Here is a 17,108-nt window from a genome sequence, read left to right as displayed (position 1 = left end):
ATAAAATGAACTTTTTTCAAGAAGCAGGCATGTTATTAAGAAAAAACATCCGTGAATATGGAATGTATATTGCTCTTGCAGTAATAATGTTAGTATTTACTTTAAATACAGATGGACTATTTATGTCATCTCGTAACTTAAGTGATTTAATTAATATGACAGGTTATGTAGCAGTCCTTGCTGTAGGGATGACACTAGTAATCGTCATACGTCATATTGACCTTTCAGTTGGATTCGTTGCAGGTTTTCTAGGAGCAGTAGTTGCTCTATTTCTAACACACGGCTTGCCAGTCTGGATCTCAATCATCGCAGTTCTAGTATTTGGTGCTGTTATTGGCTTAATTAATGGATTCTTTGTTGCTAATTTAGGAATACCATCATTCGTAGTTTCACTAGCTGGAATGTTAATATTCAAGGGACTGTTACTAATGTCTCTTGTTAAAACTGGTACGATCATCGTAGCTAACGAAAGCTTTAAAGCGATTGGAAATGGCTATATTCCTAGTTTAGGAGATTTGAATGGCTTACACTTATCAACACTATTAATTGGTGCGATCTCTATTATTCTTTTCATATGGAGTGACTTTAAAAAGCGAAGTGTAAACATAAAATATGGTTTTGAAGTACTTTCAATGCCAATGCAAATCATAAAATTATTATTTATTTCCGGTATCATTGGTTACATTTCCTATATTCTTGCAGGCTATCAAGGAATTTCTTGGACTGCTGTCATCATGCTTATTGTTGTAGCAGTTTATCATTTTATTACAACAAGAACTCCTTTAGGACGCCACATCTATGCAGTTGGTGGGAACCCTGAAGCTGCACAGCTAAGTGGTATTAGCGTAAAGAAAATCACTTACATCGTATTTGGTTCAATGAGTATGCTTGCGGCATTATCAGGCGTATTATTTACAGCTCGACTTGCATCTGCTTCTCCCCAGGCAGGTACAATGTTTGAGTTAGACGCTATTGCTGCAGCTTATGTAGGTGGTGTTTCTGCTGCAGGTGGTGTTGGTAAAGTAACAGGTACAATCATTGGTGCATTCGTTATGGCTTCATTAACAAGCGGTATGAACTTAATGGGTATCGATATTTCATACCAATACGTCATCCGAGGCGCAGTTCTTGTTCTTGCAGTAGTGTTTGACGTAATGACACGTAATAAAGGGAAATAATGATGAAAAACAGAAACGGTCTATGACTTGTTTCTGTTTTTTTATTTTATGGTTCTGTTAAGTTTGATGTTGATTTTGAGTTGGAAAAATGTTGAGTAATTAGAATTGGACTAAAGCATGCTTGAGTTACATATTTTTTTTGATTTAGACTCTATACTTGCCACTAAATCCTCTATTGTACCGAAGCATTTTTCGATTTCAGGCAAATGGTAAAATGTACTCGTAGTTTCAAAGTTATCTACTTCTTTGTTTGGTGAATATAAATAGACTTTTTTGCCACTTCCAAGAGCGAGACCTAATTCAATATGGCTTCCTTTTCCTGCTGGAAACAAAACAACTACAAAATCAGCTTTCATTACAGCTTCCTTCTCTTCTTGACCTATTACTTTTAGTTCTTCAAGTGTTGCAACGTTTTCATTTGTTGTCCAATCATATGTATTAATGAATCCTTTTTCTATTAAAATTTTACTAACATACCTAACCAATTCAATATTTTTAAGACTTGATGCAAGATAAAACTTCATTAATTCCCCTCCATTTTATTCTAAATTTTATCATAAATTCGAATTACACTTATTAGACTAATCTGCCATTTTATTGAATAAAAAAAGCGATCTTCTTATTGAAGAATCGCATTTGTTAGTTGGACAGCCAGTAAAATAATAATGAAACGATTATGTTTGGAAATCCTATTAAAGCTAATCTTATAGTTGTTTCAAGTCGCCCACGTCTATCTTCTTTTGATTCAGATGAATAATTTGCACGCATTCGATCACCACTAACCAGTGAACCTGAAAATAACATTGATAACATAATAAACACAACTCCAGTTGCTCCTGTAATTAGTGATGCGTTATTAATTCCAAATATGAATAAAGAGACCAAAACCCCAATTATTGAAAGTATGATACCAAAATAGAAATATTTCATAGATTTCTCCTCTTCCAATTTAATCCATATATAATTTTATTCAATGTTTATTAATAAAGTCCTTTTCTTATTAAACTATACTGGCGTTTACTTAAATAAAAAAAAGCTACCGAAGCAGCTTAAACGTTGTTTACTATAGCATGTGTTTCAATTACCTATTTCAAGAATAATTCTCCATAAAAAGGATAAAGGGTATCCAAATGCTATTAAAAATACAGTCGTAATAACCCATCTATATTTTTGGTTTTTTAGTTTTAAGTTTAAAACAACTAAACCGATTATGTATAATAATGTAATTCCATATGTTTCAACCATTTAATTTCTCCTTTTTAACTAAACACCTTTTTATTCAATTATCAAATTAACTTCCCATGATAATACGTATTGAACTAGCGCAATGCTTTAGTTGAATAAGAGTATATGTGTCAATTAAACATTTTGATAATTAAAGGGATCATGATATAAGAAACTAATGGACCAACCAATCCAAAACCAAGAAAAATTGCAACAAACTTGCCAAAAGTCGATAAACCTTTATTTCGTTCATCATTTAAACTTTCAAGTTTAGAATTCAGCGCTTTTAATTCTTTTAGAATTTCTTTATTTAGCTCTTCAGACATTATAATAATCTCCTTTAAATTAGTAATTTCTAATTTTAGTATAAAATAAATTGGAATATTTTGTAATTAATATTTTTTTGAAAGTTAGTTTTCTATTAAACTAGACTGTCATTTAGTTGCATAAGAATTTCAACAATCTACGCTAACAGAGCCTATTTTTAAAATTGGATTGTCTTTTGCAAAGGGTGAATGTATAACGAAAAGAGGAAAAACAATTGTTTTCTAGAATAGTTAAGAAACGAATATAATGTTAAATTTTGTAAAATGGAGTGGAGTATATGAAAGGCAATTCAGCAATTATAGGAGCATCAATTATTATTGGTTGTGCGATTTTAGGATTTTTCATACAGCTGACATTTTCAAATAATAAAAACGAACCATCCAAAATTTCGAAAGAATACAAATTTGAAATGATTCCAGTTAACGATAATAATGTGATTATTTTCAACAAAGAAACCGGAGAATATTGGAGAAAGTTTTTACCAAATAATGAAGGACCTACAAATTGGGAAAAAGAAAAGTCTCCGATTACAAAATAGTTTTTGGTATGGGTGGAAAAGGAGTAAAGCAACATGTTCTTTGGGAAAGTATTACTTACAATTGGAACAATATTTTTCATTTTAGCATTACCTGTGGCTTACTTTATTGGGGGCATGTCAACAGATGATCCAAGTGCCCCATGGTGGGCTTTTTGGGCTGGATTCTTTATTATTGAAGGAATACCAACATTAATCATCTTAAGTAGTCTAGTAATCATAAAGATTGTTAAGAGTGATGAGAAGAAATATAAGGAATCTCAATTGAAAGAGAAATAGTTGTAAAGATAGAATATAAGTTTACTAAGAATGTCTAATTAGGCATTCTTTTTTTATTTCAAAACAATGTTTTAATTTTAAATTTTAATTATTTGAATATCAAAATATAAAAGCATGAGCTTCCTCCTTCACCTAATATAATAGAATATCTTTCGATTAATCCTTCTTGAATGGAGTGAGTTTTATGCTTGAAGTTAAAGGGTTGGCTTCTTATTCACCTTTAGGGCATTTGAATGAATTTCGGAAAGATCCTTTACAGTTTTTAATTGATCTTTATACAAACCATGAAACAATTGTTTCTTTTCGATTTGCTCATCGTAAAATGAATTTGCTATTAGATCCAGATCTCATAAGAGAAGTATTAGTAACGAAACAAAATTCCTTTCATAAATCAAAACCATTTCAGGAGATGAAAACCTTACTTGGAGAGGGTTTATTAACAAGTGAGGATGAAGTACATATGCGCCAGCGTCGTTTAATTCAACCTTCGTTTACGAAGCAACATATACAATCCTATGCAGAGGATATGACGATGATCACCGAGGAGTTTATTCGTTCTTGGAATGACGGAGAAGAGCGTCTAATTAGTAGAGATATGATGGAGCTTACATTAGCGATTATTGCTAAAACGATGTTTAGTATGGATATGAAACAAGGGCATGACCGAGTTGGGCGGCATTTCGATATTATTATGGATATAGCGACGAAGAGAATCCGGTCTGTATTAAAAACGCCTCTTTTGTTGAACACACCAAAAAATAAATCCTTAACGGAGGCTATTAAAGCGATAGATAAGGTACTATATGAAATTATTGAAAAAAGAAATAACTCGGATACTAAGGATGATTTACTTGGACTGTTAATGCGAGCAAGAGACGAAGAGTCAAAACAGGGAATGACTAATCAACAATTAAGAGATGAAGCAATGACAATATTCCTAGCAGGTCATGAAACAACAGCAAATGCATTATCATGGTGTCTTTATCTTTTAACTCAGCATCCTAATAAAGCTAAATTATTATATGAAGAAGTAGATCGTGTTCTTGGAAAAAGACGTGCAAATTATCATTCGATGAAAGATTTAATTTATACACAGCAAATTATTTGGGAAAGTATGCGTCTTTATCCTCCTGCATGGCTTATAAGTAGGAAAGCTGTAGAGGATGTTAGTATTGGAGATTACAGAATTCATAAAGGGGAAACTGTTATGATGAGCTCATATATTATGCAACATTCCGATAAGTATTTCCAAAATGCAGTGGAGTTTATCCCAGAGCGCTTTAAAAATGGAAAGGTAGAAGGTGTACCTGAGTTTGCGTACTTTCCTTTTGGTGGTGGACCACGTGTTTGTATCGGGAATCATTTTGCAATAATGGAAGCAACTTTAGTATTAGCAACCATTGTGCAGCATTTTTCTATTGAACTAGCACCAAATCATCATAAAGTAGAGACAGAACCGCTTATTACACTTCGCCCTAAAAATGGACTTCGAATGATTGTAAAAAAGAGAAAATAAGCAGAATAAAGTACCTATAGCTATGTAAGTGTCTTTTCCTAGGTTTTCTCATAGAATATAACATTCTCTATACCGTATTTTTGGAAGGGGTTATATTACTTGGAAAAGACAAGACTTACTGGCCGGATTGTTACACAGGATGATGCGGACTATGAACAGGCCAGAACAAACAATACTTTAAACAATCCAAAATTTCCTAAAATAATCGTATTTTGTCAAAATAAGCGTGATGTATTAAATGCTTTGAATTGGGTGAAGGAAAATAATATGCCATTTAGAGTCAGAAGCGGCAGGCATAGCTATGAAAATTTTTCACTCGTAAATGGTGGGCTTGTAATAGATGTTAGCGAGATGAATACAGTTACTGTTGATTGCAAAAAAATGACGGCTAAAATACAAGCCGGGGCTGATTTAGGGAAAGTTTATAATATACTTTGGGAAAATGGTACGACAATTCCAGCAGGAACAGAAAGCAGTGTTGGTCTTGTTGGTCTTACACTTGGTGGGGGCATTGGAATGCTGTCACGATTGTATGGACTTACATGTGATAATTTGCTTGAAGTAGAAATAGCTGTATCGAATGGAAAGGGAAAAGCTAAAATCATTAGGGCAAATAAGAAACAAAATAGTGATCTATTTTGGGCTTGTCGTGGCGGTGGCGGAGGGAATTTTGGCATCGTAACGTCTCTTAAATTTAAAGTGCATCCAATTTCAAACGTATCAATCTTTTCAATTATATGGGAGTGGGAAGATTTTGAAGCTGTTTTTGAAGCATGGCAAAATTGGGCAATTAGTACGGACAACAAATTAACTTCAGAAATTGAATTTAAATCAAAGGAAGTAAATCAAATTATTGCTCAAGGTGAATTTGTAGGCCCGGTATCGAAATTAAGAGAACTGCTCCAACCACTAACAGAAACCGGATCACCTATAAAAGTGGATATAAAGGAAGTTCCTTATATTGAAGCTGTTCACTTCTTTGACGATCCAAGTGGTAACATACCTGCTCTTAAAAAGAGATCAGGATCTTTTCTTAATAAAACTTTTCCAAAGAGAGCAATCTTAATAATGAAAAGTTTTCTAGAAAATACACCAAATGAAACATCTAGCATTTGGCATCAATCTCTTGGTGGAGCAGTAAAACGGATAAGACCAGATGAAACGGCGTACTATTACAGGGATGCCATTATTGCTCAAGAGTATCTTTCTAATTGGAGCACACCTGAAGAAGAAAGAAGTCATATTCGATGGGTAGAAGAGTTAAGGAGTGCTTTATCAAGTTACACTACTGGTGACTATGTGAATTGGCCTGATCGATTTATTAGAAACTGGCCAACGGCATATTATGGTGGAAATTTACAGCGTCTTAGAATCGTGAAACGAGAATATGATCCATACAATCTATTTAATTTTCCACAAAGCATTCCACCATTAAATTTTTGGTTTTGAACTGAACACATGCAAATACATAACCGACCGATAAGATTTGTTAATTTGGTCGGTTATTATTTATGTCTAATTCTGTTTCTTATTTCCATTAATAAAGATAATATAATTCAATATTCCTGCTAAAAATAAGTACCCAAAACCGAATATAACGATTTGATAGTTTTTATCTACATAACCAAAATAACAACACGCCAAAGTTATAGGTAAAACCATTATAATAATGCAAAACTTAAGCACAAAACTAGGATAATCCATATGTTTTTCACCTTACAAAAGTATTTTTTATTTTAATTAGTTTTTCTTATTTATCATTAGTTATTCTTTTTTATACAAAAATGAAATTCTCTTTTATGACTTATACTAAATTAAGAAGTAAAACTATTAAATAGAAGGTGTCAAAATGAAGGATAAACAAATTGTAGGTGAAAAGGCAGTAGAGTATGTAAAAGATGGTATGATCGTTGGATTGGGTACGGGATCGACCGTTTTTTATACGATAAAAAAGCTAGGGCAATTAGTTAAAGACGGACTAAATATAAAGGGTATTGCAACCTCTGTTCAGACGGAAAAGCTTGCTAAAGAGGTTGGAATCCAACTCACAAGTTTTAGTGAAATTGAGCAAATTGATATTGCGATAGATGGGGCAGATGAAATTAATCCAGACTTGGAGCTAATTAAAGGAGGAGGAGGCGCGCTTTTAAGAGAGAAAATCATTGCGAAGGCAGCTAAAACATTTTTAGTAGTTGCCGATCCAAATAAGATGGTAGTGAAATTAGGTAAGTTCCGACTTCCGGTAGAAGTTATTCCATTTGGAATGGAAATGACTATGAAACAGATTAGAGCAATTGGTTTATGCCCTGAAATTCGTTTAAATGGAACGACACCGTTTATTACGGATAATGGAAACTATATTTTTGACTGCAATATACCTAATAACGTTCAATCTGAAATAATAGAAAGAGAGCTTAACTTAATACCTGGTGTGGTAGAAAATGGATTATTTGTTGGTATGACCGATCTTGTTATTACCTTGGACAAAGATAAGAATGTAATATTATTAAGTAAATAGTACATAGTAAATTATCGCACTCAATGAAATGAAAAAGTATATACTTGCCCCTTCTTTCTATTTACCTAATAATAGGATTAAAAGAATAAATAGGAAGAGGGGGATTCCATGCAATTGAGAGTTTCGGCTGTTCAATATCATCTTCACACAATTAACTCCTTTGAAGAGTTTGAAAATCAAGTAGAGCATTATATTAAAACTGCAGAGGAATTTGAAGCGGATTTTATCATTTTTCCGGAATTTTTTACGACTCAGCTTATGTCTATAGGTAATGAAAAAGGTGAAGCGTTAACGATTCAAGATTTACCTAGCTTTACGGAGCAATATCGCTCTTTATTTATTAAGATGGCTAAACAATACAATGTCCATATTATTGGAGGAACTCATGTAATCCGTAAAGGGGATCGACTATTAAATGTTGCACATTTGTTTTATCCAGATGGTCGTATTGGTGAGCAGGCAAAGCTTCATATGACGCCAACTGAGGTTAATGAATGGAATATGAGTACAGGGGATGGCTTAGAGGTTTTCGAGACAGATAAGGGTACGGTTGCTATGCTAACTTGCTATGATATTGAGTTTCCGGAAATCGTTCGAATGGCAAAGGCAAAAGGTGCAGATGTTATTTTCTGTCCATCATGCACAGACGATCGTCATGGATTCCATCGAGTACGTTATACATGCCATGCAAGAGCAATCGAAAATCAAGTATATGTCGTCAATACGGGTACGGTCGGTTCACTTCCAACCGTTGATTTTATGCGTGCAAATTTTGGTCAGGCAGCAGTGATTACTCCTAATGATATTCCGTTTCCTCCGAAAGGCATTATGGTGGAAGGTGAAATTAATCAGGATATGATTGTGACAGCTGATCTTAATTTAGATTTATTATATAAAGTTCGTGAAAAGGGATCTGTTACAACATGGCGTGACAGACGAACAGATCTTTATCCAGATTGGTAATTTGAATAAGTTTACTCTTAAAGAGAAAAGAGGATTCAACATGTATCGAAAAGAATTTTTTGTTTTCGAACAAGACAAACCAGTCCCAGTAGTAATCCGAAATTATAATGAGAATGACTTTGCAGATTTAATTCGCATTCAACAAGAAAGCTTTCCACCGCCATTTCCATCAGAGTTATGGTGGAATGAAGAACAGCTAAAAAATCATGTGACTCTCTTTTCGCAAGGCGCGTTATGCATCGAAGTAAATGGTCAAATGGCTGGTTCCATGACTGGTTTGCGCGTCGATTTTAATCCTCAACAACCGGACCATTCATGGGAAGAGGTTACAGATAATGGCTATATTCGTACCCATAATCCGAATGGGAATACCTTATATGTTGTTGATATAGGCGTCAGACCAACTTACCGGAAATTAGGTTTAGGCAAGTGGCTAATGTTTGCAATGTATGAAGTTGTCGTTCACCTAGGTTTGGAAAGATTACTAGGTGGAGGAAGAATGCCAGGCTACCATAAAGTCGAAAATAATCTGTCACCAGAACAATATGTAGATGCTGTAGTTAAAGGTGATTTAAAAGATCCCGTGATTAGCTTTTTACTACGATGCGGTCGCATGCCTGTTAAGGTTGTAGCTAATTATTTAGAAGATAATGAATCATGTAATTACGGGACTCTAATGGAATGGAGAAATCCATTTATACATTCTAATTAAAAGGAGATTAAGAAAATGGAATATAGAAGAATTACGAATATTAATGACCCATTATTTAAACAAATGCATCAGCTAATGCAAGATGTATTTCCTCCAGAAGAAGTATTAGAATTTGATCTTTGGAAAGAACCCTTGGAGGATCCAGGAATTCGTGTTTTTGTTGCAGTCCATGAAGATAAAGTTGTTGGCGCTACAGAATATCGCTATTATGAGGATTTTAATGTTGCCATGACTGATTTTACAATAATTGGACAAGCCGGTTTAGGAATCGGTACATATTTAGCACAAAATAGATTAGTAGATTTACAAACGTTAGCAGCTGAGAATAATAAGAAGTTATCTGGCATGTTTGCTGAAATATATAATCCTTATAAAGTAGAACACTATGAGTTTGGCGGCGTTAAACCAATGGACCCGTATGTAAGACGTGAAGTATTAGCTCACCTAGGCTATAAGCGACTAGATTTTGATTATGTTCACCCATCATGGAATAACGATGGTGAGGCTGTCACAGGACTTGATTTATGTTTCCTTCCGATGAACGAAGAAACAAATGAACTGCCATCAAGCTTAATCGTAAAATTTCTGAAGCGTTATTACACAGTATTATCAAATAGACCAGATTCATGGTATTCAATGATTGAAAACTTAGAAAAAAAAGAAAAAACTGCATTAGTGTATTTCTAATAACATTTAGCCACCAAAAAAAGCTTGTCGATCAAGTCTATACATAGACATGTCGAGAAGCTTTTTTAATGTTCTATTTAGTAGACTTAATAAATGTCGAACAATGCTTTTATCGTAATCTTTAATCTGACTGTTTTTGTTTTTCTTTTTCCTCTTTTTTATTATTCACTGAAGTAGTATAGGTTTTGTTTTTTTCGGAACCTTTTATTAGCTTGTAAATATAATCAGAAGTGAGTTTATAGCTATCTTCAATCTTTGTCGTTAAATAACTTGCTCGTTCAAATATAATAGAACGGATATTGTTGAGTTGGTGAGAGACTCTTTCCAGTAACGCCTCTTGTGTATCAAGTCGATCTAAAACCCCATGTTGAAATTCTTCTTGCTGAAGTAAACTATGAGCCACTTCATTCTGTTTTTCGATTAACTGATTTAATTGTAAGGAAAGAGTTTGGTTATCAGATTCACTTTTTTCTAAACGTTTTGTTAAATCTGTATACGCTTTATTTAAACTAATCATTTGATCAATAAGCGTTTGTTTCTCTAGACTTTCATTTGCGTCTAATATTTGTAACCGTTGAATCATTGCGCTATCGAATTTTTCGCGCTCATGGTTACTAACTATGAGACTATTTATTTGATTTATAACATGATTCCATTGGTTTGTTTGCAATTCTTCTAATTGTTCATAATGGGGCTTCAAATCAGAAATTGATTTTTCTAAGTTCATGTTATTCTTTTGTTGCTCTTCCATTAGTTCAGCTAAATAATTATGCCGAACAAGCCCTTGATTTGCTATTTGAATTTTTTCATTGTTTTTAAAAACATCAGGGTGTTCATTCTTATTAATAAATAATCCCACTACTATTTCTCCCTTTCTTTATTTTTTTCTAATATTTTATGTTCAGGAATAGATGGGGGAACTTGGGTTTATTTAGTTGGGCTAACGTGTAGTTAGAAAAATGCTCTTCTAGGAAGTATGGATTAAATAGTGGTCTGGCTATTTTTAAATATAAATTTTAGTAAAAGAGTAACTGCCGATCAATATAAAGTGGGAATTTAACTTACTTTCATCTGAATCTCTTATTAAATTAATATGTTAAATACAAGGATAAAGACCTATCCAAATGACTTTATAACGATTTAAAAATGTTATCTGAAAATTAAGTTAATTTGTATCACCAGCCTATTATCTTTGAATAGTATGATGTAAGGTGGTGATAATTTATGGATTTAGGTTTCGGACTTGCGGATTGGATGCTATATACTTTATGGGCGGTTATGGGATTATTAATTCTTGATTTTTTAGTAGCATTTATTCGTTCTTTCTGGAAAGGTTCATTCGATACTTCTTTTATACTAGGATATTTAAAAGATATTCTTTACTTTGTATTCCCATTGCAGTTTTTAATATCGATGTATTCACTTGATCCTTCTGGTTGGATTCTAATTACATTTTATTTTATCTGTGGAATCGCAGTTGTTATTAAGTATTTGAAAGACATTTTTAGTAAATTTCAATAAGTATTGAAAGCCCTCTCAATAGAGGGCTTTCTTATTTTCAAAATATAGTTTTTTTATACATAAATTTATAGGCACCAATGGGCTGATAACTTCATAGGATATTCAAAAAATTCCCTAAAAGGAAGTCATGTTTATGAAGAAATATCAATGGATAAAATGGCGAAGATTTATTATTTGGTTAGCAGTTATTGTAATTATTGGTACTGTGCTTACAGAAGGGGGACCAACTTATTGGCGTGTAGCAATATCAATCGCAAGTTTATTATTCCAGTTGCTCTTTGGGATACTGTTTGTGATTATACAGTTTGTAGCAATTTTCTGGTTTTTAGCTAGGGGACGTACTTATTGGATATTACCTGGTGAAACTGGTGCGACGTGGGATGATTATCGTGGAAACCCTGAGATTGTTGAAAATGCAAAACGAATCGTGACGCTATTGAAAGGTGTTAAAACATTTAAGGAGATGGGTGGAGAGGTAATACGTGGATTGCTGCTTTGTGGTCCTCCTGGTACAGGGAAGTCCTATCTTGCTCAAGTAATTGCCAATGAAGCTCAAGTACCTTTTGTTTATGCTTCGGCACCAAGTTTTCAAAACATGTTCTTTGGCGTAGGGAATTTAAAGGTAATGAGAATATACCAAAAGGCTAGAAAGTTAGCTAAAATTTACGGGTCGTGTATTATTTTTATAGATGAGGTCGATGCAATCGGAATGTCTCGCCAAGGCGGAGGTGCAGCTGGTGGCGGGGGAATGTTCGGTATGGGAATGGGCACTGGTTTATTAAATGAGTTGTTATTACAATTGGATCCTCCAAATATTGATAATTCTAAAATTGCTAAATTGCTTCGCTCACTTGGGTTGCGGAAAAAGAAAGCAGATCGTCCAGCGGTTCTGACGATTGCAGCTACAAATTTACCTGATGTACTTGATCAAGCGTTACTTCGACCAGGTCGATTTGACCGAAAGCTCTGGGTAGATGCTCCAGATTATGACGGAAGAATCGACGTTTTCCAATATTATCTTAAAAAAGTGAAAAGTGACGATACTCTAACACCAGAGCGGGCTGCACTTGATACAATTGGCTACAGCCCAGCACAGATTAAACATATTGTGAATGAGTCTGTCGTAATCGCTCATCAGCGAGGCGCAGTGCTTACAAATTATACTGACTTTAGGGATGCAATGGAGACTTATGAGTGGGGACTTAAACAGCCACTTAGATCCATGAGTGAAGACGAAAAGACGAATGTAGCTTACCACGAAGCAGGTCACGCGGTTGCTCAATATTTACTAAAACCACATGATCGAGTATGGAAAGTCACAATTATTCGTAGAGGTGACGCTCTAGGTCTAGCAGCAACTAAGCCAACAAAAGAAAGATACAACCGAAGCGATAGTGAGATTCTCGCAGCGATCCAAGTTTGTTTAGCGGCTAGAGCAGTAGAAGAAGAATTTCTACACAAAAAATTAAACGGCGTTACTTCTGACCTACAACAAGCTACACTTCTTGGTGGTGCATATCTAGGCCTAGTCGGTATGGGAGATGAACTTTTCAGCTGGAATGCATTAGGCTCACAAGCAGAAGGTCTAAGAGCTCTTCGACCTAAAATCAATCTTCTTCTAATGGATCAAATGAACCAAGTCAAAAAACTTGTAAAAGACCACGCTGAATTCGTACATTCAATTGCACAAGAGCTTCTAAAAAGAGGAGACTTAACAGGTGAAGAAATTGAAGATATATACGAAAGCATATATGACCGCACTCGTCCTGAGCCTCCTATTGTAACGGTGGGAAGTTATTACGAGAAGAATATTCAAAGATTGTTAAAGGACTTTGATCAGTTACCTGAAAGCGAGTAAATTTGCGATTGAGGTCAGAGTGACTATATAAATAAGTGAACCCACAAGGTAATTAATTTCCTTGTGGATTTTTTACGTTATTTCTTGGATTGTGGAAAAGTGCTACTGACCTAAGTACGATATCGACGAATTTTAGCGAACGATTAATAGTGAGTGGTGAGATTTAAATGAGTTCTGGCTATATATTACAGGAGATGGTGATTATTAAGGAGTTTTAGTCAGATATCAACAGGGGAAGGTGATTATTAAGGAATTTTAGTCAGATATCAGCAGGGGAAGGTGATTATTAAGGAGTTTTAGTCAGATATCAACAGAGGATGGTGATTATTAAGGAGTTTTAGTCAGATATCAACAGAGGATAGTGAGATATCAACGAGTATTAGCAATATATCAACGGATAATAGCAATATATCAACGAGTACTAGCAATATATCAACGAAGTTCACAACTTTATCAACAATGTTCACAGAGCGTTCGGATTTTGAAGCACTAATTTGGCTTTAATTTAACAAGCAAAATGAGTTCTAGCGTTTTACGCACAAAACTCACTGCGTTATGCACAAAAACCATTGCTTTACGCACAAAAACAGTTACTTATGAACAAAACTCTGCACTTTATGCACAAAACGATTTATGAACGAACTTCTGCACTTTAAGCACGAACCTCCACAAAGTGTCACCACCCAAAATAAAGGAATTCTCAATAGATAAACTGAATCAAAATAAAGTCCTCACAATTAAAAGTATCTTTTCAATCCCATAAGCATATTGATTAACAAATCTTAAATAGCATACTTGTCACAATAGATAGGAGAGTGAGTAATGGACAGTCTTTCAAACAAGCTAGGAAACGCAAATACAATCGACGAAGTAATTAATCAATTAGATGAGATTATTTCTATGAGTAATCAAACAAAAAGTAAACTAGGATATTTTGCTTCTTTATATCGGATGGTTACTATTAAAGTAAAAGAAGGGATTTTAGCAGATCAATTTGAAGATGGTGCAAGAATGGAAAGTCTGGATGTAAATTTTGCAAATTTCTATTTAAAAGCACTCAAAAATTATTTAAATGGTGACGCTTGTAGCCTTAGCTGGCAGTTAGCGTTTCGACAAGCGGAGGGCCGTAAATCTATTTTGCTACAGAATTTATTACTCGGTATTAACGCACATATTAATTTGGATTTAGGGGTAGCAGCTGCAATGGTATGCCGAAATACTGATATTTCATCTCTCTACAATGACTTTATGAATATAAATCGTATATTGGCATCTTTAGTGGACGAGGTAAGGGATGACATGGATCGAATATCGCCATGGATTGGTTTTTTAGACCGTATTGATCCAAAGGCTTCTAAGGCGATTATAAATTTCAGCTTAGAGAAATCACGGAATTATGCTTGGGATTTTGCAAAAAAGCTTGCAGGAGCCAAAGAGGCAGAGTGGGAGGGGCTAATTAAATTACATGATAATGAAGTTTCATCGATTGGCAACATGGTAGCAAAGCCAAGTGGTTGGATGCTAAAGACTGGCTTGTGGGCAATTCGTTTACGTGAATCTAAAAATATTGAAAGAAATTTAGATCTTTTAAATCATAATCGATTTGAAACTGCAACAACAGATGCTATTCAATTGTAAGATAAGGATTGTCATTTTTAGACCTTCATAGAAGAAATTTCGATTGCATAAATTGTATCGTTATTTGAAGCAATTGTGTAATCAGTACATATTAAAGGAGTGAATAAATTTGGAGGAACGTCAAAAAAGCTATGGACTTCTAGTTCGCCCAAGAGGATTAGTTGAAACAGATTTACCTCACAATTGGTTTAAAAGGATGCGAGAAAACTCTCCTATTTCTTTTGATCCGGATCGAAATTGTTGGGACGTATTTTGCTATAAGGATGTCCAAAAGGTCTTACAAAACTATAAGCAATTCAGCTCAAATAGAAATGGATCATTTCCAACATTACTAAGCTTGGATCCTCCAACCCACCGAAGATATCGTAATATTGTAAGCCAAGCATTTACTCCTAAAGCAATTCAAGCACTCTCTCCAAGAATTAAAGCTCTTACAAATGAATTATTAGCATCACTAAAGGGAAAATGTGAGATTGATATTGTTGCGGATATTGCTTTTCCACTCCCTGTTATTGTCATTTCTGAAATGCTCGGAGTACCAAGTGAAGATCGTGAAAAATTTAAGGAATGGTCTAATATTGTAGTATCGGGTACTCAAACTCTCTCTCCTGATGAAATGAATGAGTTGAAGGCAAAACAAGGTAAAGCGATACAAGACTTACGAAACTATTTTTATCAAATAGTTGAAAAAAGGCGTGATGATCCTAAAAATGATTTAGTGTCTACTTTAATTGCTGCAGAAGTAGATGGTGAGAAATTATCAGTTGAAGAACTATTAAGCTTTTGCTTCCTTCTACTCGTTGCAGGTAATGAAACCACTACTAATCTAATTGGTAATACAATGCTTACGTTGTTTGAGCATCCAAATGTACTGGATCAAGTATACAAAGATCATTCATTGGTTTCTGCTGTTATTGAAGAATCACTCCGTTACCGTTCTCCTGTACATAGCATGAATCGCTTTGTCACCGAAGATATGAATTTTAATGGAATAAATCTTAAAAAAGGGCAAGAAGTTTTGGCATGGATCGGTTCAGCAAATAGAGACGAAACTGTATTTACCAGACCTGAGAACTTTGATGTTAATCGCTCTCCAAATAATTATCTATCATTTGGTTCGGGCGTGCACTTTTGTTTAGGATCGCAGCTTGCAAAACTAGAGGCGAATATTTGTATTACAGAAATGCTAAAAACTTTACCAAATATGAAATTGGATAAAACGAGAGAGCTTACTATCATTTCAAGTACATTTGTATATGGGTATAAAGAGCTACCAGTTACTATAGGCTAAAAATTTAAGACAATACTCGTTAACAAGAGTGTTGTATTTACTATTTAAAAAATTAAACTTCTTCTGTTATATTATATAATTAGATAGATTTAGGATGAAAAGTAAACGATAGGTGATCAAATGATACATACATACTTAGGAGAGACAATTAGTTTTAATGTGCTTTATAAAAAGAGGAAATCAATTGGTATTTATATAGACTCTTATGGGAATGTTGAGGTTCAAGCTCCTAAAGATACTCCAGACAAAAAGGTCATTGAAGTATTAGAAATTAATTGGGAGTTGATTCTTCAGAAAGCAAATGAAATGAAGGAGCGACTTCGAGGTCCAAAGGAAAGGGCATATGAATTCGGCGAGACATTTCTTTATTTAGGAAGCTCATATCCTATTCAAATTTCGCACGATGAAAGTATTCAGCAAGATCAAGTGGTTTTAAAAAAAGATTGTCTAAATATTATTGTAAAACAGCTAGATGATGAACGAATACAACAGGCACTTAAACGGTTTTATTATCAGCAATGTAAAGCAATCGTTGAAAAGAGTATCAAAAAGTATCAAAGTAATTTTAAAGTGAAACCTTCTTCCATTCGTATTACTGATAGTAAAACGAACTGGGGGACTTGTGATTCAAAAAGGCAATTAACGTTTAATTGGAAGCTAGCTATGGCTCCACAACAAGTAATTGACTACGTAGTCGTTCATGAAATGTGTCATCTCATTCATATGAATCATGATCGTTCGTTTTGGAGACTAGTAGGTAAAATAATTCCTGATTATAAAGAAAGAGAAAATTGGTTAGCGTTATCTAGTTGGAAAATGACTGTATAGTAGTAGTCTAAATTTCTTATTTAAAATGGGACG

General features: G+C 34.2%; 19 protein-coding genes. 14 read left to right on the top strand and 5 right to left on the bottom strand.

What is annotated here, in order from left to right; genetic code table 11:
• Positions 1 to 5: 5 nt before the first annotated feature.
• On the top strand, positions 6 to 1,178 hold the full coding sequence (locus tag CN692_RS11880; RefSeq protein ID WP_098119377.1) for a sugar ABC transporter permease: 1,173 nt from the start codon (positions 6 to 8) through the stop codon (positions 1,176 to 1,178).
• A 110-nt stretch (positions 1,179 to 1,288) separates the two neighbouring features.
• Here the strand turns inward: CN692_RS11880 and CN692_RS11875 are convergent, their stop codons facing one another.
• The 4 genes from CN692_RS11875 to CN692_RS11865 form a co-directional block, all read right to left on the bottom strand.
• Entirely contained in the window at positions 1,289 to 1,702 is a 414-nt protein-coding gene (locus CN692_RS11875; protein WP_098119376.1) for a nucleoside 2-deoxyribosyltransferase, read from the bottom strand.
• Positions 1,703 to 1,817: 115 nt separating this feature from the next.
• A complete protein-coding gene (locus CN692_RS11870) occupies positions 1,818 to 2,108 on the bottom strand; it encodes a DUF5316 domain-containing protein (RefSeq protein WP_098119375.1) in 291 nt (96 codons plus the stop codon).
• A 147-nt stretch (positions 2,109 to 2,255) separates the two neighbouring features.
• Positions 2,256 to 2,423 (bottom strand): hypothetical protein, encoded by a 168-nt coding sequence (locus CN692_RS26150; RefSeq protein ID WP_179865503.1) that lies wholly within the window; start codon positions 2,421 to 2,423, stop codon positions 2,256 to 2,258.
• Positions 2,424 to 2,533: 110 nt separating this feature from the next.
• Positions 2,534 to 2,728: a hypothetical protein gene (locus CN692_RS11865; RefSeq protein WP_098119374.1), complete on the bottom strand. Its 195-nt coding sequence runs from the start codon at positions 2,726 to 2,728 to the stop codon at positions 2,534 to 2,536.
• A gap of 278 nt (positions 2,729 to 3,006) precedes the next feature.
• Here CN692_RS11865 and CN692_RS11860 point away from each other — a divergent pair, with 278 nt between their 5' ends.
• The 8 genes from CN692_RS11860 (at position 3,007) to CN692_RS11820 (ending at position 9,939) form a co-directional block, all read left to right on the top strand.
• Entirely contained in the window at positions 3,007 to 3,267 is a 261-nt protein-coding gene (locus CN692_RS11860; protein ID WP_098119373.1) for a hypothetical protein, read from the top strand.
• 33 nt (positions 3,268 to 3,300) lie between these two features.
• Positions 3,301 to 3,543, top strand: coding sequence for a hypothetical protein (locus tag CN692_RS11855; protein ID WP_098119372.1), 243 nt, complete (start codon positions 3,301 to 3,303; stop codon positions 3,541 to 3,543).
• Positions 3,544 to 3,727: 184 nt separating this feature from the next.
• Complete coding sequence (locus CN692_RS11850) at positions 3,728 to 5,059, top strand: cytochrome P450 (protein ID WP_098119371.1); 1,332 nt, start codon at positions 3,728 to 3,730, stop codon at positions 5,057 to 5,059.
• Positions 5,060 to 5,158: 99 nt separating this feature from the next.
• Positions 5,159 to 6,508: an FAD-binding oxidoreductase gene (locus CN692_RS11845; protein WP_098119370.1), complete on the top strand. Its 1,350-nt coding sequence runs from the start codon at positions 5,159 to 5,161 to the stop codon at positions 6,506 to 6,508.
• 400 nt (positions 6,509 to 6,908) lie between these two features.
• Positions 6,909 to 7,577 carry a ribose-5-phosphate isomerase RpiA gene (rpiA, locus tag CN692_RS11835; protein ID WP_098119368.1) on the top strand — a complete coding sequence of 223 codons (669 nt, stop codon included), beginning with the start codon at positions 6,909 to 6,911 and terminating at the stop codon, positions 7,575 to 7,577.
• A 108-nt stretch (positions 7,578 to 7,685) separates the two neighbouring features.
• A complete protein-coding gene (locus CN692_RS11830; protein ID WP_098119367.1) occupies positions 7,686 to 8,540 on the top strand; it encodes a carbon-nitrogen hydrolase family protein in 855 nt (284 codons plus the stop codon).
• 40 nt (positions 8,541 to 8,580) lie between these two features.
• Positions 8,581 to 9,252, top strand: a complete 672-nt coding sequence (locus CN692_RS11825; RefSeq protein WP_098119366.1) for a GNAT family N-acetyltransferase — start codon at positions 8,581 to 8,583, stop codon at positions 9,250 to 9,252.
• Between the two features lie 15 nt (positions 9,253 to 9,267).
• Positions 9,268 to 9,939: a GNAT family acetyltransferase gene (locus CN692_RS11820; RefSeq protein WP_098119365.1), complete on the top strand. Its 672-nt coding sequence runs from the start codon at positions 9,268 to 9,270 to the stop codon at positions 9,937 to 9,939.
• Between the two features lie 121 nt (positions 9,940 to 10,060).
• On the opposite strand, the gene CN692_RS11815 is transcribed toward CN692_RS11820, so the two are convergent.
• Positions 10,061 to 10,798, bottom strand: coding sequence for a hypothetical protein (locus CN692_RS11815; protein ID WP_098119364.1), 738 nt, complete (start codon positions 10,796 to 10,798; stop codon positions 10,061 to 10,063).
• A gap of 365 nt (positions 10,799 to 11,163) precedes the next feature.
• On the opposite strand from CN692_RS11815, the gene CN692_RS11810 reads away from it, so the two are divergent.
• From CN692_RS11810 to CN692_RS11790, 5 genes are all read left to right on the top strand, one after another.
• Positions 11,164 to 11,460: a hypothetical protein gene (locus CN692_RS11810; protein WP_098119363.1), complete on the top strand. Its 297-nt coding sequence runs from the start codon at positions 11,164 to 11,166 to the stop codon at positions 11,458 to 11,460.
• A gap of 133 nt (positions 11,461 to 11,593) precedes the next feature.
• Positions 11,594 to 13,318, top strand: coding sequence for an AAA family ATPase (locus CN692_RS11805; RefSeq protein WP_098119362.1), 1,725 nt, complete (start codon positions 11,594 to 11,596; stop codon positions 13,316 to 13,318).
• A gap of 822 nt (positions 13,319 to 14,140) precedes the next feature.
• On the top strand, positions 14,141 to 14,956 hold the full coding sequence (locus CN692_RS11800; protein ID WP_098119361.1) for a DUF5995 family protein: 816 nt from the start codon (positions 14,141 to 14,143) through the stop codon (positions 14,954 to 14,956).
• A 109-nt stretch (positions 14,957 to 15,065) separates the two neighbouring features.
• Positions 15,066 to 16,247, top strand: a complete 1,182-nt coding sequence (locus CN692_RS11795) for a cytochrome P450 (RefSeq protein WP_098119360.1) — start codon at positions 15,066 to 15,068, stop codon at positions 16,245 to 16,247.
• Positions 16,248 to 16,367: 120 nt separating this feature from the next.
• Positions 16,368 to 17,075, top strand: coding sequence for a M48 family metallopeptidase (locus tag CN692_RS11790; RefSeq protein ID WP_098119359.1), 708 nt, complete (start codon positions 16,368 to 16,370; stop codon positions 17,073 to 17,075).
• The last annotated feature ends 33 nt before the right edge of the window (positions 17,076 to 17,108 follow it).

Source organism: Bacillus sp. AFS002410, assembly GCF_002556365.1.
GTDB lineage: Bacteria > Bacillota > Bacilli > Bacillales > Bacillaceae_G > Gottfriedia.
Note: the sequence above shows the minus strand (reverse complement) of the source record. Positions and strands in the feature narration are given on the sequence as shown.